Below are 19505 nucleotides of genomic sequence, written 5' to 3'. Positions count from 1 at the left end.
GAACAAGCCGCGCTGAAGTGTCTCTACCTCGTGACCCGCTCGCTGGACCCCACCGGCACCGGCCGGGCACGATGGGCCATGCGGTGGAAACCAGCACTCAACGCGTTCGCGATCACCTTCGGCGACCGATTCCCGGCCGCCGAAACCTACTGAAGAACACCGCCGGAAACACCGTTAGCGAGATAGTCCCACCGGTGAGCTTGCCCGCCGACTCGATGTACGACGAGGTAGGCGAGTCGACCCTGGCGTCGAGCTGGAGTGGGACGAGCGCTACGGGGCCCGTGGCTAGGAGACTGGTGGGCATGCTGCTGAGTTATGGCCGGTTCAACGTCGGCGAGCTGCCAGGAACGTCGCAGGCGGATGTGCTCGTGGGGGTTGAGGGTGATTTCCGGCTGGTGGACGGCGGGCGGGTGCTGTATGAGGAATTGTCGTTTCCGGTGGTGGAGTTGGCGTGGAGTCTCCTGAGGTGGGTGGGGCGGGGGGAGCGGGACGACTTCGTGTTCGACTCGATGTCGTTCGAGGAGTTGGGGGCACTCACCGTGCGTCGTGAGGGTGGGGGCTGGGTGTTCGGGTCGGCTTTCGCGCCTGAGTCCGTCGGTACGCCGGTGTCCTGGGTCGAGGTTGAGGCCGGCGTGCGGGACTTCGGGCGGAGGGTGGCCGATGATCTGAACGCTGCCGGGCTGGACGCGGCGGATGCGCTGCGGGAGATCTGATGGATACCCTACAACCTGGTTGGTCCTGTGGTGGGGGAGGACTATCGGGCGTTGTTGCGGGCCGTGGCGCCGTTGGCGGTGGTGTTCGGGGTGCTGGACAAGGGCCGTGGGACACGGATGGACGAGCCGGGGCGGCAGGTCCTGCGGAGGCTCGGGGAGCATCTGCTCGAGGCGGATGAGGTGCACGCCTGGCCGGGGTCCCTGATCGTGGGTACGTCGACCCAGGATCGGTACCTGTTCCGGCTGGACGAAGAGTCGCTCGGGGTGCTCACGACGGCCGCATCGAGCCTCTTCGACTGGGTCTGGCCGCGGCTGCCCGAGGATCTGCATTTGCTGCGGGCTGACCGGTCGACGGTGCTCGGGACCGTCGCGCAGGAGGACGATGCCTGGCTCGAGTTGACGGCGGCGGAGTACGACGCGGTGGTCGGCCGGCTACCCCGGGGAGTCCGGCTCGAGCGGGGCTGAGGCTGCGGTCACGGCGTTGCGCCGTACCTGCAGGTTCACCCAAGCAGAGGCCGATAATGCTGCACGCCAAGGTGTTGTCGGGAACAAGACCAGCCGAGAGACCACGGAGCAGATGACGGAACAATCCTTTGCGGTCGGGCCGCGACCGAATGGGACCATCGAGATGGTGGTGACAGGGCCGTGGTCCGACGAGGCCGGCGCGGCGTTCGTCGACCAAGGCGCCGACACCCTCCTGCTGAACTACGCCCTCGGATTCGACATGCCTGACCTGCGATTTCTCGGCGGGCTGCCGGTGCGGAATCTGACGGTCATCGACCGGCGCGTGCAGTCGTTGGACCCGATCTACGGCCTTGCATCGACGTTGAGAAGCATGAGCCTCACGGTGGATCCTATGTTGACGGTTGATCTCGAACGCCTGCCCGACCTGAGTGAGATCCGGGCGGACTGGGGCCAGATCAGGCAGACGTTCCGCTCTGCGGTTCACCTCGTACGACTGTTCACGGGGCGATACACGGAGGAGGACCTGTCGGTTCTGGCGTCGGCCGGCCGCCTTGAGACGCTGGTGTTGAAGGATCGGCCGCGCTTGAAGTCGCTCGACGGGCTGGCGGGCCTGCCGGGTCTTCGGCATCTCGGCATCTATCTCGCCACGCGGCTGTTGGATACCAGCGCGGTTCGTGCGTCAATGCTGCGCGAACTGCACCTGGAAGCCTGCAAGAAGGTGTCCACCCTCGACGACGTGGCAACGTGCGGTGATCTCGAAGTCCTGAACCTGAGTGACGGTGCGAACTTCACGAGTGCTCAACCACTGCGGGCGCTGACGACACTGCGGGAGTTGCTGTTGTTCGGCTCGACGAGAATCATGGACGGTGATCTGAGCCCGATCGCCGATCTCCCGCAGCTTCAGGAGCTGCGCATGCAGAGCCGGCGGCACTATCGCCCGAGCGTCGAAGAGATCCAGAAGATCATCGCCGACCGGCAGTAGCCGGCGCGGCGGTCGGTCGGAACCAGGTCGATGATGATCGTGGTGATTAGTGAGGAACCCTCATTCCTGCAACGGGAGCCCGCGTGAACGATCTGAACGCCGCAGTCTTGAGCCCGGAGATCTGGCGCCGGGTCGGTCAGGGGAGGAGGCGGGAGTTTCCTGCTCTGAGGGCCGAGGAGATCGGCGAGTTGCTGGCGGCGCTTCCGGAGGACCTCGGGCCGTACCGGCTGGTGATGTACGAACTCGTCCCCGGGCCTGAGCGGTACGTGCCCGACGCACGGCTGATAGACCCGGCCGGGCTCGCCGGACTGGTCGCCGCGGGGCACTGGGACTACTTCATCGTCAGCGAACGCCAGTCGCCGGACATCGTCGCGAGGCTGCCCCATGTCGACTCGGCCACGCTCTCCTTGAACGGGGCCGTCAACCTTCAGATCGGCGCCCGGAACCGCCTGGGTCCGGAAGCGCCGAGCCTCGGCGTCGTCACCAAGGTGGCAACCGAAGCCGGCGAGTCCCGCACCCACGACGAGTACGGCAGGATCTACGACGCCGCCGTCCGCGCGGCTCGCAGACTCAGCAGCCGGCGCTGAGACGAGCGGGCGGCTCGACGGTGCTTGGGACGGTCGCGCGGGGGGACGATGCCTGGCTCGGATTGACGGCGGCGGAGTACGGCGCGGTGACTGGCCGGCTACCCGGGGGAGTCCGGCTCGGGCGGGATGAGCGCCGGGATCGGGGACATCCGTTGACGGGTGACCCGGGACGGATGGAGCATGGGGACTCGGCTACTTGGGGAGGTTCTTGTGGCGGAGGTTGTCAGGGCTGCGCTTGTTCAGACGTCGTGGACGGGTGACAAGGAGTCCATGATCAAGGCGCACGAGGACTACGCGCGGCAGGCGGCCGCGGCGGGTGCGAAGGTGATCTGTTTCCAGGAGTTGTTCTACGGGCCGTACTTCTGCCAGAAGCAGGACGCCGAGTACTACGAGTACGCCGAGTCCGTGCCAGGCCCGACCACCGAGCGGTTCGCAGCCATCGCCAAAGAGTTCGGCATGGTGATGGTGCTGCCGGTGTACGAGCAGGAGCAGCCGGGCGTGCTGTACAACACCGCCGCGGTCATCGATGCCGACGGCACCTATCTGGGCAAGTACCGGAAGAACCACATCCCGCAGGTGAAGGGCTTCTGGGAGAAGTTCTACTTCCGGCCGGGCAACCTCGGGTACCCGATCTTCGACACCGCGGTCGGGCGGATCGGCGTCTACATCTGCTACGACCGGCACTTCCCGGAGGGCTGGCGGGCGCTCGGCCTGGCAGGCGCGAAGATCGTGTTCAACCCGTCGGCGACCAGCCGCGGCCTGTCGGCGTACCTGTGGAAGCTCGAGCAGCCGGCCTCCGCGGTCGCCAACGAGTACTACATCGGCGCGATCAACCGGGTCGGGATCGAGGCCGAGTTCGGCGACAACGACTTCTACGGCACGTCGTACTTCGTCGACCCGGAGGGGAAGTTCGTCGGCGACGTCGGGCACGACCACGATCCGGAACTGATCGTCCGCGACCTGGACCTGGGCCTGCTGGACACCGTCCGCGACCGCTGGCAGTTCTACCGCGACCGCCGCCCCGACGCGTACGGCGACCTGACGAAACCGTAGCGGGGACAGAAGGGGACAGGGAATGTCGTTGCTCGTCAAGGGTGGAACCGTCGTCGGACCGACCGGGACCCGGGTCGCGGACGTGCTGGTCGAGGGCGAGAAGATCGTCGCGGTCCTGGATCCGTCGTTCAGCCCGACGATCACGGTCGACGAGGTGCTCGATGCCTCCGGCAAGTACGTGATCCCGGGCGGGATCGACGCGCACACGCACATGGAGCTGCCGTTCGGCGGGACGGCGGCCAGTGACACGTTCGACACCGGCACCCGCGCGGCGGCGTACGGCGGGACCACGACGATCATCGACTTCGCCGTGCAGCGCACCGGCGAGGTGGTGCAGGACGGGCTCGCCGCCTGGCATGCGAAGGCCGACGGCGAGTGCCACATCGACTACGCGTTCCACATGATCCTCGGCGGCGTCGACGCCGACGCGCTGAAGGCGATGGACCAGCTCGTCACCGACGAGGGCATCACGAGTTTCAAGCTGTTCATGGCCTACCCGGGCGTCTTCTACTCCGACGACGGGCAGATCCTCCGCGCGATGCAGACCGCGCGGGAGAACGGCGCGATGATCATGATGCACGCGGAGAACGGCATCGCGATCGACGTTTTGGTCCAGCAGGCGCTCCAGCGCGGCGAGACCGACCCGATCTACCACGGCATCACTCGCCCGGCCGCGCTCGAGGCCGAGGCCACCAACCGGGCGATCGCGCTCGCCGAGGTGGCGCAGGACTGCCCGCTGTACATCGTCCACCTGTCGGCCAGTCAGGCGCTGGAGCATGTGGCGGCGGCGCGGGACAAGGGCCGCAACGTGTTCGCCGAGACCTGCCCGCAGTACCTGTACCTGACGCTCGAGGACCAGCTCGGCGCGCCCGGCTTCGAGGGCGCGAAGTGGGTCTGCTCGACACCGCTGCGCAGCAAGCACGAGCCGCACCAGCGCGACCTGTGGAAGGGCCTGCGGAACAACGACCTGGCGATCGTGTCGACCGACCACTGCCCGTTCTGCATGAAGGACCAGAAGGAGCTCGGGCTCGGCGACTTCTCCAAGATCCCGAACGGGATCGGCGGCGTCGAGCACCGCGTCGACCTGGTCTTCCAGGGCGTCGTCGACGGGAAGCTGTCGCTGGAGCGCTGGGTGGAGACGATCTCGACCACGCCGGCCCGGATGTTCGGGCTGTACCCGCGCAAGGGGATCGTGCAGCCCGGATCGGACGCCGACCTGGTGATCTACGACCCGAACGGTACGACGCGGATCGGGGTCGCGACGCACCACATGAACATGGACCACTCGGCGTACGAAGGGGTCGAGATCAAGGGCCGGGTGGGCACCGTGATCTCGCGCGGCGAGGTGATCGTGGCTGACGGCAACTACCATGGCCGCAAGGGCCGGGGGAAGTTCCTGAAGCGCGGCCTCTCCTCGTATCTGATGTAAGGGGGATGTCGTGGACTTCGGTGTGGTGTTCCAGTGCGATCCGCCCGCGTCCACGGTCGTGGAGCTGGCCCGCAAGGCGGAGGACGCCGGGTTCTCGTACGTGTGGACGTTCGACTCGCACCTGCTCTGGCAGGAGCCGTTCGTGATCTACAGCCAGATCCTCGCGACCACGCAGCGGGTCGTCGTCGGGCCGATGGTGACGAATCCGGGGACGCGGGACTGGACGGTGATCGCGTCCCAGTTCGCCACGCTGAACGAGATGTTCGGCAACCGGACGATCTGCGGGATCGGGCGCGGCGACTCGGCGTTGCGGACGCTCGGCGCGCAGCCGGGCACGATCGACGAGCTGAAGCAGTGCGTCGAGGTGGTGCGGTCCCTCGCCCGCGGCGAGACCGTCAGTTATCGCGGCCAGGAGCTGAAGTTCGCCTGGGTCGACAACGGCGCCCTCGACGTATGGGTCGCGGCGTACGGGCCGCGCGCCTTGAAGGCGACCGGTGAGGTCGGCGACGGGTACATCCTGCAGCTGGCCGATCCGGACATCGCGGCGTGGATGATCGCGGCCGTACGGCGTTCCGCGGAGCAGGCGGGCCGGGACCCGATGGCGATCAAGTTCTGCGTCGCGGCGCCGGCATACGTCGGGGACGACCTGGCGCACCAGCGCGACCAGACCCGCTGGTTCGGCGGGATGGTCGGGAACCACGTCGCGGACATCGTCGCGCGCTACGGGGCGTCCGGCGCGGTCCCGCGGGCGCTCACGGACTACATCGAGGGCCGGAAGGGGTACGACTACGCCGAGCACGGGCGGGCCGGGAACATCCACACGGACTTCGTGCCGGACGAGGTCGTGGACCGGTTCTGCATCCTCGGCCCGGTCGAGAACCACCTGGCCCGGCTGGCCGAGCTGAAGGAGCTCGGCGTCGACCAGTTCGCGCTGTACCTCCAGCACGACGCCAAGGAGGAGACCCTGGCGTCGTACGGGAAGGACGTCATTCCGGCATTCTGATGGCGGCGACCTGACGGCGGAGCTGCTCCAGGACCACCGGGTCGAGCTGGCCGTCCACCAGCCGCTCCTCGAAGTTCTCGGTGCCGGCCCAGGTGTCGAGGGCTTCGGCGAGGTCGGCGGCCGGATAACCCAGCGTTTCGAGGGCGTCAGCTACCTCGGTTGCCAGTTCGCCTTCCAGTGGCAGCAGGGTGGCTGGGTCCGGCTTGCCGAAGTACAACGTGTGCAGGTCGAGGAGCCGCCCCAGTTCCTCGACGGGCGTCCGATGGTCATCGGCGCGCAGGTCGATGGCGGTGTCCAGCACTCCGCCGTACGCCGCTCCGGCACGCCACACCCGCAGCGCCGCGCTCTGGCGCCCGCGGCGATCTCCACCGGCCCGGTCGCCGGCCGCCAGTGCCGTGACCAGTCGTCGCTCGAATGCCTGGTCGGCGTGCGCCTGCCACGCCTCAGCCATCGCCTCGACCACCTGCGGACCGGCCAGGATGTTGCCCTGGATCGCGAATCCGTCGCCGGCCTGGCCGCCCGCCCAGTCCAGGCAGGACGGTCCCGTGAACGTGGCGCCGCGGCCGTCGGCGTCGACCAGGCCGACCTGGCGATGATCACGCTCGTCATCGGCCCCGGTCAGCTGAACCACGGCGTCGTCGGCGGTCGCGCCGCCCGTGAGCAGGTCCAGGCCGTCCGGTCCGTAGGAGAGGTTGGCCGTGGCCTGGGTGGCGACCGCGCCGGCGCCGGCCCGTCCCCAGGGCACGACCGCACCCACCGCCAGGAACTTGGACGCGACCGCGATTCCCCAGGACCGCGAGTCCGGATCGAAGGCCACGATCGAGAACGTCATCGCAACTCCTACGGGTTCGGGGTCCAGCGGTAGGCGCCGGGCAGCAGGTCGGTGACCAGGACCGACGCCGGGCCGTCGGGTGTCGGCAGGATGACGCGGATCGTCGGGTGGTAGTCGACGAGGATCTGGCGGTCGCGGCCGCACGGTCCGACCACGCCGCGTCCTTCGTTGCCCACGGCCACGATCGTGGTGAGCTCGCGGGCGCCTTCCGCGCGGGCCCGGCCGAGCGCGACCAACTCGGCGCACGGGCCGCCGGTGAAGTGGTACAGGTTGATACCGGCGTACATCCGGCCGTCCGCACCGCGGACCGCGGCGCCCATCGTGTGGACGCCGTCGGGTCCGTCGGTGTTCGCGTCGACCGTCCGGCGGGCCAGCTCGATCAGCTCGCGGTCGTCGTCGGTCAGCGGGCGCAGCTCCATCAGCCGGCGATCCGCTGCAGTTCGGCGTCGACGACCGTCTTCACCTTCTTGATCTCGGCCGCCGGGTCGGCGCCGCTGCGGATGATCCGGTTCAGCGCGTCGGTGTACGCCGTGCCGGACTTCGGCGACCACAGGATCGGGGTCTGCGCGTGCCCGTTCTCGGTCGCCAGCTTGGCTGCGTCGGCGGCCGGGCCGGACTTCAGCTTCTCGGCCTTCTCGACCAGGCTCTTCCGGGCCGGGATGTGGAAGCCGTAGGACTGCGCGAAGTCGAGCTGGTCGTCGGTCTGGTCGACCCAGAGCCATTTCACGTACTTCTTCGCGGCGTCGACGTTCTTCGACTTCGCGTTCACGCACGACCCGTACGCGCCGACCGGGACGCTCGGCTTGCCGGTGGTGGCGTTGAGCTTGGGCCAGGGGAGGACGCCGTAGTCGCCCGGCAGCGCCTTCTCGATCGCGGGCAGCGTCCACAGCCCGGTGAACTGCATCGCGGTCAGGCCCTGTGTGAACGCGGACGGGTCGGACCAGTCGGTCGGGGCTCCGAGCAGCAGCACCTTCGCGGTCCAGAACTCGCGCAGCTTGCGCAGCGACTCGACGGCCGCGGGGTCGTCGAACCCGAACTGGTTGTCCGCGGTCAGGTAGTCGAGCCCGGCCGACCACAGCGCCGGCCCGCCGACGATGCCGACCCCGCCGTCGTTGCCGACGAACAGGCCCTTCACCTTGTCGTTGGTGAGCTTCTTGGCCGCCTCGAGCAGCTCGTCGACGGTCTGCGGCGGTTGCACGCCGGCCGCGCTCAGCAGGCTCTTGCGGTACACGAGCAGCTGCATGTCGACGACCTGCGGAACGCCGTACAGCTTGCCCTGGTACGTCATCCGCTCGATCAGCGCCGGGTTGAAGTCGGCCTTGGCGTCACCCAGGACGTCGGTGAGCTCGACCACCTGGTTGGCCTTGATCATGTCGATCGTCGGCCCGTTCCCGTACTCGAACACGTCCGGGCCCTGGTCGGTCAGCAGTGCCGTCGACGCCTTCTTGTCGTAGTCGCCCGGCGACCACTGGATGCTCACCGTCGCGTCCGGGTAGGCCTTCGCGTACCGCTCGACGGCCTGCTGCGTGCCAGCCTCGCCGTACTGGTGGTACCACTGCTGGAGCGTCGGTTTCGACCCGTCCGACCCGCCGGACGACGGCCGCCCGGAGTTCGACCCGCATCCCGCCACCGCCATCGCGGCCAGGCCGGCCCCGAACCCGAGGACCTGCCGCCGACTGATCGTCATCTCACGTACCTCCGTCCGGCGCGGTCCCACAGCCCGCGCACCACCCACCGACCCTACGACCGGACGGGCCCAGATCGCCGTGATTTCCAGCCGCCGAGAACGATATGCTGTCGGCCATGTCCTGCCCCCGTGACTAGAGACCGCTCCCACGCCCCGGCGTGGTCCGAGCCCATTTCCCTGGTGAGTCTCTAGGAGCGTTCTCGTGTCCGGCACCACTCGTGCCGGGAGCTACCGTGCTGTCCTGCTGTTGCCGTCGGCGTTGCGCACGTTCGTGCCTGCGCTGCTCGGCCGCTTGTCGTACGGTCTGCTCCCGTTGTCCCTGCTCTTCACCGTCCGGTCGTCGACCGGTTCCTTCACCACGGCCGGCGCTGCGGTCGCCGTCTTCGGAGCGGCGTCGTTGTCGATGCCGTTCAAGGCACGTCTCGTCGACCGTTACAGCCAGCGCCGCGTCCTCCCGCTGCTCGCGGCCGGCTCCTCGGCCGGGTTGGTCGTCGTCGCCACGGCCAGTACGACGCCTGCCGCCGTACTGCTGCTCGTCGGCGCGACCGGACTGCTCGCGCCGCCCTTGGGACCGTCGATGCGGTCGAACTGGCGCCTGCTCACCGAGGGCACCGCGCTCAAGGAACGCGCGTACGCGGTCGACGCGGTCTCGGAGGAGTGTCTGTTCCTCGGCGGGCCGCTGATCGCCGGCACGCTGATCAGCCTCCTGTCGGCGCCGGTCGCGCTTGGCTGCTCGGCGGCCCTGATGCTCGTCGGCACGCTCACGATGGTGACGAGCCCGGTGACCACGCACACCGCGGCTTCGGCGCCGGCCCGGCATCCGTTGGGGCCGCTGGCGATCTCCGGGCTGCGGTGGATCCTGCTCGTCATCATGGTCACCGCGTCCGGGATCAGCGCGGCGTACGTGTGCGTGGCGGGTGTCGCGGCCCACGCGGGACGTCCCGGGGCGGCCGGGTACGTCGAGGCGGCGATCGCCCTCGGGAGCGTGATCGGCGGGCTGCTCTGGGCACGCCGTACGCACACCCGGTCCTGGACGACGCAGCTCGCCGGGCTGATCGCCGTACTCGCCGCCGGACTGGTAGCGGCCTCCTTCGCGACCGGCCTGATCATGCTCGGCGCCCTGCTCGCCGTCGCCGGTGTCGCGGTTGCGCCGATGTTCGTGGTCGCCTACCTGGCGGCCGACAACCTCACGCCACCCCACCAACGCACCGAGGCCAGCACCTGGATCAACACAGCAAACAACCTCGGCTCCGCCACCGGCTCAGCACTCGCCGGCCTGATCATCGACCACTCCACCTCCGCCTGGGGCTTCCTCGCCGGCGGCGTCCTCCTGACCCTGGTCGCCACGGCCCTCACGGCGTCAGGCCGTTGACAACGATTGAGTGAATTTGTATATCCGGCCATGTAGGTCTATATATATCGGAACATACTCTCGGTGCTGTGAAGACAGTGATCGATGTGGACGACAGGGTGCTGGCACTCGCCGCGAAGGAGCTCGGGACGGTGACGAAGAAGGACACGGTCAACGCGGCGCTCGCGTTCGTCGCCCAGCGCCGGGAGCGCATCGAGGCGCTGCTCGACGATCCCTACGCGCTGGGCGTCGGCCCAGACATCGATGACCCCGACGTCATGCGCGAGGCGCGCCGTTGAGCAGTGCTGCCATGGCCGGCACGGTCGGCAAGTTGTACCTGGTCGACACCTCGGCCCAGGCGCGGAGCAAGCACCCGCTGGTGCGCTCGGTGATCGCCGGATTGATCGTCGACCACGCGGCCGCCACCTGCCTGACCGTCGACCTCGAGGCCGGATACTCCGGCCGGAACCACGACGACGTGCGAACGATCGCCGAGCGGCGGCAGGCGTTGTACGTCGACCTGCCGATCACCGACTCCGTCGCGAGGCGCGCCCGCGAGGTTCAGCTTCGGATGGCGGCCCGTGGACAGCACCGGGCCGCCGGCGTGGTCGACGTCATCACCGCCGCGGTCGCCGAGCAGCACGGCGCGATCATCCTCCACTACGACGCCGATTTCGAACACATCGCTGCTGTCACCGGGCAACCGCACCTCTGGGTGGCGCCGCGCGGGACGCTGGACTGAGCGGGCGCGTGCTCAGGCGTCCGACAGGCGGGCGATGGTGGCTGAGGCGCGGCGGACGATCGGGACCGGGCCGGCGGGGAGGACATCGCCGATGAAGGCGTAGTGCCGGAGGACGTCGGGGTCGACGTCGCCGGGGCGGTGCCGGCTGTGGTCGCGGACCCAGTCGATGATGTCGCCCCAGCCGGGCGCCGCGAGCGAGCCGCCGAAGTGCTGGACCGACAGGCCCGCGCACAGGTTGCCGAAGGCAAGCCGGTGGGCGAGCGGCCAGCCGCGGAGGGTGCCCAGCACCAGGGAGGCGAGGAACACGTCGCCGGCGCCGGTCGGGTCGTACGAACGGACCGGCAGCGCCGGCACCTGCTCCTCCTCGCCGGTCTCGGAGTCGATCGCGAGGACGCCGTCCGCGCCGTTCGTCACCACCGCGAGTGGCACCCGGTCGGCCAGCTTGTGCAGCGCGGCCTTCGGGGTGTCGGTGCGGGTGTAGGCCATCGCCTCGCTCGCGTTCGGCGTGAAGGAGTAGAACCCCTCGAGTACGTCGAGAACCGCCGGCGACCACTCGTCGGTCGGGTCCCACCCGACGTCGCCGAACAGCAGCGCACCGGACTCCCGCGCCTCGACCGTCCACCCGGGCAACTCGTCGGCCACCGGGACGATCGCCGACCGCGTCTTCAGCCCGGGACCGACCAGTTTGCTCGGGTCGCCCGGCGCCTCGTGCGCGTGCGTGACCATCGCCCGGTCCCGGTCGATCGACATCGACACCGTCACGGGCGAGTGCCAGTGCCCGATCCGCCGCGAGTGCGACAGGTCCACACCCTCCTGGTCCGCGAGCGTCCGCCAGCAGAAGTCGGCGTACGCGTCGTCGCCGAACACCGACGCGAGCCCGGTCCGCAGACCGAGCCGCGCGGCCGCGATCGCGAAGTTCGCCACCCCGCCCGGGCACGACCCCATCCCCTCGGCGAAGATCTCCGTCCCGGTGGTCGGGGCGGTCTCGAGCCCGGTCATCACGATGTCGAGGAACACGGTCCCCTGCACGAACACGTCGTAGCGGTCCTGCTCGTCCGTCATCGTGACACTGCTCCTTGTCATCCTGTGTTGTCGGTGGCGGGTGGAATGGTTCTTTCGTAGCATCATCGGCCGATCAAGACCACGGAATTGGGAGGGGTGTCCGTGATCCCTACCTGGATCTCGGTTGTCGGGGTCGTGGTGACGGTGCTGAGTCCGCTGCTCGCTCTCGGAGGCGTGCTGCTGGGGTCGTACCTGACGCGGAAGTCCGATCGCGAGCTCGACACCTGGCGGCATCGTGAGGAAACGATGCGGATGGTCCGGTGGGCGGTGGAGCAGATCCTCGAGGGGGAGGACGCCGGGACGGACGCCGGTGTGGTGACGCTGCGTTCGCTGATGAGGTCGGAGCTGTTACAGCCGGAGGACTACGACCTGGTCGCCGCGCTGACCGCCGCCGTTGCGATCGACCGCGTCGGCCCGGCCGCGTACGCTGATATCGCGGACGCGGACATCGAGGTCGTCGAGGGAGACAATGAGCATGGCTGAGAAGAAGACCGTGAAGGTCTCCCGCCAAGCCGTCGAACTGGCCCGCCTGCACGTCGAGGCCGCCCGCCGCGCGGGCCGCAAACCCGACGCCGGCGTCGCCCGCATCGCCGACGCCCGCCCCGACAACGGCAACGGAGCCCCCGCCGTAGCACCCGCCTGACGGCGGCTGTGGACAACCTCACTCGCCGAATCGCCGGAACGGATACGCTCGAGCAGGAAAGAACAGGGCGGGCGGCGCAAGGCGTCGTACGGGCGTTTCAAACGGACCGGGTATCGGACGGGGGTGTACGGACCGGCAGGTCTGGTCGGCGGCACGCCGTGGAGCGCCTAGACTGATCGCCGGCCGCTCCGGTGGCGTACGGTGCACTTCGTGGTTACCGTCGCGTCGCTCCCTGTTCCCGACCACGGCCGGATGAACCCGTGATCCGCTTCGAGAATGTGTCCAAGACGTACGAGGGCCAGTCCAGGGCCGCTCTGCTGAATGTCAACGTCGATATCGAGAAAGGCGAGTTCGTCTTCCTGGTCGGTACCTCCGGGTCCGGCAAGTCGACGTTCCTCCGCCTGGTGCTGCGTGAGCAGCGGACGTCCAAGGGCCACATCATGGTGGCCGGCAAGGACCTGAACCGGCTCGCGAGCTGGCGGATCCCGCAGATGCGCCGCCAGATCGGCACCGTGTTCCAGGACTTCCGGCTGCTGCCGAACAAGACCGTCGCCGAGAACGTGGCCTTCGCGCTGCAGGTGATCGGCAAGCCGCGCTCGCACATCCGCAAGACGGTGCCCGAGGTGCTGGAGCTGGTCGGTCTGGACGGCAAGGAGGACCGGCTCCCGGACGAGCTGTCCGGCGGTGAGCAGCAGCGCGTCGCGATCGCCCGCGCGTTCGTGAACCGGCCGATGATCCTGATCGCCGACGAGCCCACCGGAAACCTCGACCCGGGCACGTCGGTCGGCATCATGAAGTTGCTGGACCGGATCAACCGGACCGGGACGACGGTCGTGATGGCCACCCACGACGTGTCGATCGTCGACCAGATGCGCAAGCGCGTGATCGAGTTGCAGAACGGCCACGTCGTCCGCGACGAGTCGCGCGGCGTCTACGGCTACCAGCACTGATCGCCGAGCACAGGGACTGACTGAAGATGCGCCTGAACTACATCCTCTCCGACCTCGGCATCGGCCTGAAGCGGAACCTCTCGATGACGATTGCGGTCGTCGTCACGATCTGGGTCTCGCTGGCGCTGTTCGGCAGCGCGCTGCTGGCCAACTCGCAGGTCAGCCTGATGAAGGGCAACTGGTACGACAAGATCCAGATCTCGGTGTTCCTGTGCACCAAGGACTCCGGAGGCCGCGGCTGCTCGGGCGCCGAGGTGACCCAGGAGCAGAAGAACCGGATCCAGCAGGTCATCCAGACGAACCCGGACACCGCGCCCGACGGCGTGTTCTCGGAGTCGAAGAAGGAAGCCTTCGAGTCCTTCAAGAAGCTGTACAAGGACTCGCCGATCGTCAGCACGGTCACCGAGGACCAGATGCAGGAGTCCTTCCGGGTCAAGCTGAAGGATCCGCAGCGCTACCAGAACCTGGTCAGCGCGGTCGCCGGCCTTCCTGGCGTCGACACCGTCCAGGACCTCCGCCAGTACCTCGATCCGTTGTTCAAGGCCCTCAACGGCCTGCAGATCGGCGCGATCTTCGCGGCCGGCCTGTTGCTCGCCGCGGCCCTGATGCAGATCTTCAACACGATCCGGCTGGCGGCGTACGCCCGGAGACGGGAGATCGGCATCATGCGCCTGGTGGGCGCCTCGAACTTCTATATCCAGCTACCGTTCCTGCTGGAAGCGGTGCTGGCGGCCCTGGTCGGGGCGGTGCTTGCCTGCGGCACGCTGTGGCTCGGGGTGTACCTGATCGTCATGCAGCGGGCGCAGGAGACGTTCCGGGTCTGGCAGTGGGTGGGCACCACCGAGACCTTCCGAGCCATGCTCTACATGGTGCTGGTCGGCATCATCCTCGCCGTGATCCCGACATTCCTGACAACGCGGAAATACCTCAAAGTCTGACCCGGGTGACCTATCGTGCAGTAACAGGAGTAACAGCAGTCACTCCCGTACCGCACAACTTCATCCAGAGCAAGGGGTCGACCTGTGGTCCCGCACTTCCCCGGTGCGAACCCGCCTGAGCGGGGGAGCATCAAGCGAGACGACAGCACCGGCACCTCCGCAGCGCCGTACCCGCGATCACGCACGCGACCGCCGGGCCGGCAGACGGTGGTTGCCGCATGCTGCCTTGTCCTGTCCCTGTCCGCCGGTGTCCTGGCCGCGGTTCCGTCCGCTCCGTCCGCGGAGGCGAAACCGCCGGACCCAGCCGCCAAGAAGAAGCAACTCGACTCGCAGATCAACCAGTCCAAGGCTGATCTCGACGACGCCTCCGACCAGCTCGGCAAGTCCGTTGCCGCGTACAACCAAGCTGTCGTGAAGTACCAGGCCGTCCAGGTCCGGTACGCCGCCGCGCAGGGCCAGCTGGCCGCCGCGAAGGCCGCCGACGCGGTGGCCGCGGGCAAGCTTGCCGCGGCCGAGGCGGCGCTGCGGGTCGCGGTCTCCGACGTGGAGGCCGGCGAGAAGCTGATCGCGGAGAAGCGGTCCGTGGCGGGTCGCGCGGTCCGGTCGGCGTACCAGCAACAGAACGGCCTGGTCGGGCTGACGATCGCGCTGCGCGGTGCCGCGCCGGCCGACATCGCGACCGGGATGCAGGTCCAGCGGAACGTCTTCGGCATCCAGAGCAACGCGATCACGAACCTGAACAACGCGCAGGCGCAGCTTGCCAGCAAGCGGGTCAAGGTCGCGGCCGCCGAGAAGGACGCCGAGGGCGCCCGGGCCGAGGCGGCGGCGACCGTCAAGCGCGTGACCGAGCTGACCAAGCAGGTCGCGGCCGACCGGGCCGAGGCCGCGGCGATCGCCAAGGTCAAGCTGACCGCGTTCAAGGCCGCCGAGAAGGAGAAGAACACCGAACTGGCGCAGTACAACTCGCTGCTGCGCGAGCGGAACCGGGTCGAGCAGCTCCTGATCGCGCGGGCGAAGGCCGAGAAGGCCGCCGCGGCGCGGCGCAAGGCCGCGGCCGAGAAGGCGGAGCGGGCGAAGGCGCGCAAGGAGAACCGCCCGCCGCGGAAGATTCCGGACAACCCGGGCGGCGGCGACAGCGACGGCGGGCTCAGCTATCCCGTCAGCAGCTACATCACGTCGCCGTACGGCATGCGGTTCCACCCGGTCCTGCACTACTGGAAGCTGCACGACGGCACCGACTTCCGCGCTCCGTGCGGTACGCCGATCCGCGCCGCGGCCGACGGCAAGGTGACGGACAAGTACTACAACGGCGGCTACGGGAACCGGCTGTTCGTTTCACACGGTGTGATCGACGGGTCGTCCATCACCACCGTCTACAACCACCTCTCGCGGTACAAGGCGCACGTCGGTGAACGCGTGAAGAAGGGCGAGATCATCGGGTACGCCGGGACGACGGGCTACTCCACCGGCTGCCACCTGCACTTCATGGTCTACCAGGACGGCCGCGTGGTTAATCCCATGAAGTGGCTGTAGACGATCTGGGATACTGGTCGGATGGTGAAACAGTCCGGCCGAGAGAAGCCGATCGCGCAGAATCGTAAGGCGCGACACGACTACCACATCGACGACGTGGTGGAGGCTGGGCTGGTGCTGACCGGGACGGAGGTCAAGTCCCTGCGGCAGGGCCGGGCCTCCCTCGTCGACGCGTTCGCGGCCGTCCGCGGGAACGAGCTCTGGCTGCAGGGCATGCACATCCCGGAGTACAAGCACGGCACGTGGACCAACCACGAGCCTCGCCGGACCCGCAAGCTGCTGCTGCACAAGGACGAGGTGCAGAAGCTGATCCGCGAGGTCGAGCAGCAGGGCGTGTCCCTGATCCCGCTGTCGCTGTACTTCAAGGACGGCTACGCGAAGGTCGAGCTCGCCACCGGCCGCGGTAAGAAGGACTACGACAAGCGTCACGCCCTGGCCGAGCGCCAGGCCAACCGTGAGGCGCAGCGCGCCCTGTCCGAGCGTCGCCGGGGGTAGTGTCCGGCGCCTCGCGGACCTCGAGGTCGGCTAGGTTGCGACCGTGCTCGCTCTCTCGGTGCCGCGCTGGCTCGAAGCCGTCGGTGGGATGCTGCTCGGTTTCGCGCTGTTCATCGGCTTCGCCGTCCTGTTCGGCCTGGTGATCGCGCGCCTCGGCGGTCCGTGGGTGGACCGCGCGAAGGCCCAGCTCGCCCGCGAGCAGGCAGGCGCCGAACGGTACGGCTGGCACCCGGGACCCGACGTCGACGAGCAGCTCCTCACGGCCGGCCGTCGCATCTTCGCGCCGGACGGGCAGCTGCGCCGGATCCTGATCGGGGAGTACCAGGGCCGCCCGGTGCGGATGGCCGAGTTCGTCCACACGACCCGGGGCCGGTATCTGCCGACCACATGGGTCAACCACCTGATCGCGGTCGAGCTGCCGGTCCGGCTGCCTGACCTGGCCGTCGGCCCGGACCTCGTCTTCGGCGCGGAACCCCTCGTCGGAGACGGAGCGACCGTCGAGCCGGGTATGGAGCGGGTCGAGGTCGAGAGCGAGGCCTTCAACCGGCAGTTCCGGGCGGCCGCCGTGGACGCCCGCTACGGTTCGGCCGTGCTGCACCCACGGATGATGGAGTGGCTGCTCGACCAGCCGCCGGTGAACTTCCGGGTCTGCGGCAGCCTGGTCGTTGCGTACGCCGCCAAGCCGTGGACGGTGCCGCGGACGCTGACGGTCCTGCCCGTCCTGAGCGGTGTCGCCGACCTGATCCCGCCGTTCGTCCTGGCCGACTACGGCCGGCAGCTGCGCTGACCAGCCGCTGACCAGGCGCTGATCGGACGCCTGGTCAGGCGCTGTTCCGGGGCTTCCGGGGTCGGGTCAGGGGTGCTTCCGGGCTGAACCCGATGGGGTGCGCGGCGTCCCGCGCGCACAGTGGAACCATGTCCACTTCAGAGCTGCTGGTGACGACGGCGCAGCGCGACCGGGCCGTCGAGATCCTGAAAGAGATGTACGCCGACGGCCGCCTCGACCACATGGAGTTCGACCTCCGGCTGGACAAGGCACTCAAGGCGCGGACCCGGGCCGAGCTGAACAGCACGTTCGACGGGCTGGTGTCCCGCCCGGTGCCGACGTACGCCCCGGCCGCGTTCACCCGGCCGGCGCCGGTGCAGACGTACCGCGGTGACGGGCGCGGGATGGGCACGATCGCGCACTGGCTCGGGTACCCGACGTTCTTCGTCGGTCCGGCGCTGGTCGTCGCGAGCGCGGGCCAGAAGAACCCCGCCGTACGCCGGCACGCCGTCGAGGCGCTGAACTTCCAGCTGACCGCGTTCGGCGCGTTCGCGCTGCTGGGGATCGCCACCGGCATCACCCACGGGTTCCTGTCGTTCCTGTTCCCGGTCCTGGGCATCCTGTGGTTCCTGCTCACCGGCATCGGCGGCCTGGCCACCGCGGCCGGCGGCAAGTTCCGCTACCCGTTCACGCTGCGCCTGATCAAGTAGGTCCCCCGGAGGGGAATGTCGGGTGCGGGCAGCCTGTTGGACTTGGTAGTGTGGATCTTCCACCGCGGTTCGGGTGGGAGTTTGACAACTCAACAGGGGGTGAACGGTTTCGACTTTGGACGTACGTTCCAAGGGAAGCGGGCCGAGGATCCAGGGTTATCTCGTTAACGATCTCTGGAAACCAATAACTGCCAACGCTAAGCGCAGTAGCTTCGCTCTCGCCGCCTGACGGCCTGAGCACTTAAAGAAGCGGTCAGCCCGGGGATGCTCCCGCCCCGGCTCCTGGCCTCATCTAGGGAGCTTGCTTTGTTAGTCCGGTCACGGGGCTAGCACGGGACATTTACAGTGACTGAGCCTGTCAGCGAGATGTCTGTACAAACGCTGGGGCTGAGAAAAGCGACATCCAGACTGCGCCCGGAGAAGCCTTGAAACGACGCCGAAGGACGCGGGTTCGATTCCCGCCACCTCCACCCCTGTGAGACGCCCAGGTCAGCACAAGCTGACCTGGGCGTTCTCATGTCCACGCCCGGTCGACGCCGAATCCTGTGCCAGCGGGAAGCCAGAGGGGTGTCAGTGGTGTTGACGAGAGTGGGGTGTGGACAACGGGAGGTGTGGGGATGCGGCGTGCGGGGTGGCAGGTCGAGCAGGTCGACGACGTGGCGGTGATGAGTCTGGGGGCCGGGCCGGGGGTAGTGGTCGTGCCCGGGAACAATCGCCGCGCGCATCACTACGAGAAGCTGGCGCGGGAGCTGGCGGGGGCTCACACGGTGCATGTCGTCGAGCGCCGGGGGCGTGGGGCGAGCGCGGCGCGCGGTACGGCGTACAGCGTGGACAGCGACGTGGACGACGTCCTCGGCGTGCTCGAGCACACTGGGGCACGGGTGGTGTTCGGGCACAGTTACGGTGGGCTCATCGCGCTGCACGTGGGGTTACAGCGGCAGCTGGACGCTCTGGTGGCCTATGAGCCCGGAGTGAGCCTCGACGGGTCGTTCGACGCAGGTTGGCTGGAGACGTTCACCCAGCAGCTCGCGAGCGGCCGGCACATGGCGGCCATGACGACGTTCCTCAAAGGCACGGACCTGGCGCCGTTCCGGAAGGCGCCGTTGCTCTGGGCACTCTCTTTCCTGATGCTCCGTGGCGCCGGCGGACGCGAGACGCGGGACATGATGCCGACGACTCCCGCCGAGATCGCGGAGATCGCCCGCCTCGACTCCGACGGCAGCCGGTACGCCGCGATCGCGTCGCAGACCCTTCTCCTCGGTGGTGAGAAGTCGCCTGCGTACCTGACCGGAGTCCTCCCGCGGCTGACCGCGATCCTGCCGAACGCGGAGTACGCGATCCTGAACGGCCTCGACCACAACGCCCCCGACGAGAACGCCCCCGAGACGATCGCACAACAGATCCGCCTACACCTCGTCCGCGAGGAACGCCACCTGTATGGCACGACCCACGACGAGTCCGTGCACAGCACCTGATCGGCCCTTATGTACCTTGACGGTTACATACACGGATGGGTACATTCGCATCCGCGAGTGCTGCGAGCTCGCCCGAGGGAGACGGAGTA

General features: G+C 68.5%; 23 protein-coding genes, 1 other RNA gene and 1 pseudogene. 21 read left to right on the top strand and 4 right to left on the bottom strand.

From position 1 onward, the window contains the following. From AB0I12_RS32510 to AB0I12_RS32475, 8 genes and pseudogenes are all read left to right on the top strand, one after another. A pseudogene (locus AB0I12_RS32510) lies at nt 1-153 on the top strand (IS256 family transposase); the annotation flags it as partial. 41 nt (nt 154-194) lie between these two features. Further along, the gene (locus AB0I12_RS32505; RefSeq protein ID WP_359936845.1) at nt 195-713 is read left to right on the top strand and encodes a hypothetical protein; all 519 of its coding nucleotides are present in this window, start codon (nt 195-197) and stop codon (nt 711-713) included. 30 nt (nt 714-743) lie between these two features. Further along, complete coding sequence (locus tag AB0I12_RS32500) at nt 744-1178, top strand: hypothetical protein (protein ID WP_359936842.1); 435 nt, start codon at nt 744-746, stop codon at nt 1176-1178. A 112-nt stretch (nt 1179-1290) separates the two neighbouring features. Continuing rightward, the gene (locus AB0I12_RS32495) at nt 1291-2160 is read left to right on the top strand and encodes a hypothetical protein (RefSeq protein ID WP_359936839.1); all 870 of its coding nucleotides are present in this window, start codon (nt 1291-1293) and stop codon (nt 2158-2160) included. 83 nt (nt 2161-2243) lie between these two features. Next, complete coding sequence (locus tag AB0I12_RS32490; protein ID WP_359936836.1) at nt 2244-2747, top strand: hypothetical protein; 504 nt, start codon at nt 2244-2246, stop codon at nt 2745-2747. 210 nt (nt 2748-2957) lie between these two features. Continuing rightward, nucleotides 2958-3800 carry a nitrilase-related carbon-nitrogen hydrolase gene (locus tag AB0I12_RS32485; protein ID WP_359936833.1) on the top strand — a complete coding sequence of 281 codons (843 nt, stop codon included), beginning with the start codon at nt 2958-2960 and terminating at the stop codon, nt 3798-3800. Nucleotides 3801-3822: 22 nt separating this feature from the next. Next, on the top strand, nt 3823-5229 hold the full coding sequence (gene hydA / locus AB0I12_RS32480) for a dihydropyrimidinase (RefSeq protein ID WP_359936830.1): 1407 nt from the start codon (nt 3823-3825) through the stop codon (nt 5227-5229). Nucleotides 5230-5239: 10 nt separating this feature from the next. Then, nucleotides 5240-6232, top strand: a complete 993-nt coding sequence (locus tag AB0I12_RS32475; protein ID WP_359936827.1) for a TIGR03842 family LLM class F420-dependent oxidoreductase — start codon at nt 5240-5242, stop codon at nt 6230-6232. Here AB0I12_RS32475 and AB0I12_RS32470 read toward each other — a convergent pair. From AB0I12_RS32470 to AB0I12_RS32460, 3 genes are read right to left on the bottom strand one after another with little or no spacing between them, the layout of a single operon-like run. Beyond that, nucleotides 6216-7064 (bottom strand): DUF1028 domain-containing protein, encoded by an 849-nt coding sequence (locus AB0I12_RS32470; protein WP_359936824.1) that lies wholly within the window; start codon nt 7062-7064, stop codon nt 6216-6218. The two genes, AB0I12_RS32475 and AB0I12_RS32470, sit on opposite strands and share 17 nt — an antisense overlap. Nucleotides 7065-7072: 8 nt before the next feature. After that, nucleotides 7073-7483: a cytidine deaminase gene (locus AB0I12_RS32465; protein WP_359936821.1), complete on the bottom strand. Its 411-nt coding sequence runs from the start codon at nt 7481-7483 to the stop codon at nt 7073-7075. Further along, nucleotides 7483-8751, bottom strand: coding sequence for a sugar ABC transporter substrate-binding protein (locus AB0I12_RS32460; RefSeq protein WP_359936819.1), 1269 nt, complete (start codon nt 8749-8751; stop codon nt 7483-7485). The genes AB0I12_RS32465 and AB0I12_RS32460 overlap by 1 nt, the downstream gene beginning before the upstream one ends. Nucleotides 8752-8953: 202 nt before the next feature. On the opposite strand from AB0I12_RS32460, the gene AB0I12_RS32455 reads away from it, so the two are divergent. From AB0I12_RS32455 to AB0I12_RS32445, 3 genes are all read left to right on the top strand, one after another. Continuing rightward, complete coding sequence (locus AB0I12_RS32455; protein WP_359936817.1) at nt 8954-10123, top strand: MFS transporter; 1170 nt, start codon at nt 8954-8956, stop codon at nt 10121-10123. Between the two features lie 68 nt (nt 10124-10191). Beyond that, on the top strand, nt 10192-10401 hold the full coding sequence (locus AB0I12_RS32450) for a type II toxin-antitoxin system VapB family antitoxin (RefSeq protein WP_355697017.1): 210 nt from the start codon (nt 10192-10194) through the stop codon (nt 10399-10401). A gap of 11 nt (nt 10402-10412) precedes the next feature. Continuing rightward, the gene (locus tag AB0I12_RS32445; RefSeq protein ID WP_359936814.1) at nt 10413-10844 is read left to right on the top strand and encodes a PIN domain-containing protein; all 432 of its coding nucleotides are present in this window, start codon (nt 10413-10415) and stop codon (nt 10842-10844) included. A gap of 12 nt (nt 10845-10856) precedes the next feature. Here the strand turns inward: AB0I12_RS32445 and AB0I12_RS32440 are convergent, their stop codons facing one another. Beyond that, nucleotides 10857-11906 carry a PfkB family carbohydrate kinase gene (locus AB0I12_RS32440; protein WP_359936811.1) on the bottom strand — a complete coding sequence of 350 codons (1050 nt, stop codon included), beginning with the start codon at nt 11904-11906 and terminating at the stop codon, nt 10857-10859. A gap of 102 nt (nt 11907-12008) precedes the next feature. On the opposite strand from AB0I12_RS32440, the gene AB0I12_RS32435 reads away from it, so the two are divergent. From AB0I12_RS32435 to AB0I12_RS32390, 10 genes are all read left to right on the top strand, one after another. Then, nucleotides 12009-12389: a hypothetical protein gene (locus AB0I12_RS32435; RefSeq protein ID WP_359936808.1), complete on the top strand. Its 381-nt coding sequence runs from the start codon at nt 12009-12011 to the stop codon at nt 12387-12389. Continuing rightward, the gene (locus tag AB0I12_RS32430) at nt 12382-12549 is read left to right on the top strand and encodes a hypothetical protein (RefSeq protein ID WP_355697024.1); all 168 of its coding nucleotides are present in this window, start codon (nt 12382-12384) and stop codon (nt 12547-12549) included. The genes AB0I12_RS32435 and AB0I12_RS32430 overlap by 8 nt, the downstream gene beginning before the upstream one ends. A gap of 260 nt (nt 12550-12809) precedes the next feature. Beyond that, complete coding sequence (gene ftsE / locus AB0I12_RS32425) at nt 12810-13499, top strand: cell division ATP-binding protein FtsE (RefSeq protein WP_355697026.1); 690 nt, start codon at nt 12810-12812, stop codon at nt 13497-13499. A 26-nt stretch (nt 13500-13525) separates the two neighbouring features. Further along, nucleotides 13526-14437, top strand: a complete 912-nt coding sequence (gene ftsX, locus AB0I12_RS32420; RefSeq protein ID WP_359936805.1) for a permease-like cell division protein FtsX — start codon at nt 13526-13528, stop codon at nt 14435-14437. Between the two features lie 84 nt (nt 14438-14521). Continuing rightward, entirely contained in the window at nt 14522-15970 is a 1449-nt protein-coding gene (locus AB0I12_RS32415; protein WP_359936802.1) for a M23 family metallopeptidase, read from the top strand. A gap of 21 nt (nt 15971-15991) precedes the next feature. After that, nucleotides 15992-16465, top strand: a complete 474-nt coding sequence (gene smpB / locus AB0I12_RS32410) for an SsrA-binding protein SmpB (protein WP_355473012.1) — start codon at nt 15992-15994, stop codon at nt 16463-16465. Between the two features lie 43 nt (nt 16466-16508). Beyond that, nucleotides 16509-17252, top strand: a complete 744-nt coding sequence (locus tag AB0I12_RS32405) for a hypothetical protein (RefSeq protein ID WP_359936799.1) — start codon at nt 16509-16511, stop codon at nt 17250-17252. Between the two features lie 128 nt (nt 17253-17380). Then, nucleotides 17381-17941: a DUF1707 and DUF4870 domain-containing protein gene (locus tag AB0I12_RS32400; RefSeq protein WP_359936796.1), complete on the top strand. Its 561-nt coding sequence runs from the start codon at nt 17381-17383 to the stop codon at nt 17939-17941. 95 nt (nt 17942-18036) lie between these two features. Continuing rightward, nucleotides 18037-18414: a transfer-messenger RNA gene (gene ssrA, locus AB0I12_RS32395) on the top strand. Nucleotides 18415-18558: 144 nt separating this feature from the next. Beyond that, a complete protein-coding gene (locus AB0I12_RS32390) occupies nt 18559-19416 on the top strand; it encodes an alpha/beta hydrolase (RefSeq protein ID WP_359936793.1) in 858 nt (285 codons plus the stop codon). Nucleotides 19417-19505: the final 89 nt, after the last annotated feature.

It is taken from the genome of Kribbella sp. NPDC050459 (assembly GCF_040655315.1).
GTDB lineage: Bacteria > Actinomycetota > Actinomycetes > Propionibacteriales > Kribbellaceae > Kribbella.
This window is presented reverse-complemented; position numbering and strand designations above follow the sequence as displayed.

Bases quoted from the DNA above. Each gene is read 5' to 3' on its own strand.
- AB0I12_RS32445 (WP_359936814.1), top strand. From the start codon at position 10,413: ATGGCCGGCACGGTCGGCAAGTTGTACCTGGTCGACACCTCGGCCCAG.
- AB0I12_RS32465 (WP_359936821.1), bottom strand. From the start codon at position 7,483: ATGGAGCTGCGCCCGCTGACCGACGACGACCGCGAGCTGATCGAGCTG.
- hydA (WP_359936830.1), top strand. From the start codon at position 3,823: ATGTCGTTGCTCGTCAAGGGTGGAACCGTCGTCGGACCGACCGGGACC.
- AB0I12_RS32495 (WP_359936839.1), top strand. From the start codon at position 1,291: ATGACGGAACAATCCTTTGCGGTCGGGCCGCGACCGAATGGGACCATC.
- AB0I12_RS32440 (WP_359936811.1), bottom strand. From the start codon at position 11,906: ATGACGGACGAGCAGGACCGCTACGACGTGTTCGTGCAGGGGACCGTG.
- ftsX (WP_359936805.1), top strand. From the start codon at position 13,526: ATGCGCCTGAACTACATCCTCTCCGACCTCGGCATCGGCCTGAAGCGG.
- smpB (WP_355473012.1), top strand. From the start codon at position 15,992: ATGGTGAAACAGTCCGGCCGAGAGAAGCCGATCGCGCAGAATCGTAAG.
- AB0I12_RS32400 (WP_359936796.1), top strand. From the start codon at position 17,381: ATGTCCACTTCAGAGCTGCTGGTGACGACGGCGCAGCGCGACCGGGCC.
- AB0I12_RS32390 (WP_359936793.1), top strand. From the start codon at position 18,559: ATGCGGCGTGCGGGGTGGCAGGTCGAGCAGGTCGACGACGTGGCGGTG.
- AB0I12_RS32460 (WP_359936819.1), bottom strand. From the start codon at position 8,751: ATGACGATCAGTCGGCGGCAGGTCCTCGGGTTCGGGGCCGGCCTGGCC.
- AB0I12_RS32470 (WP_359936824.1), bottom strand. From the start codon at position 7,064: ATGACGTTCTCGATCGTGGCCTTCGATCCGGACTCGCGGTCCTGGGGA.
- AB0I12_RS32430 (WP_355697024.1), top strand. From the start codon at position 12,382: ATGGCTGAGAAGAAGACCGTGAAGGTCTCCCGCCAAGCCGTCGAACTG.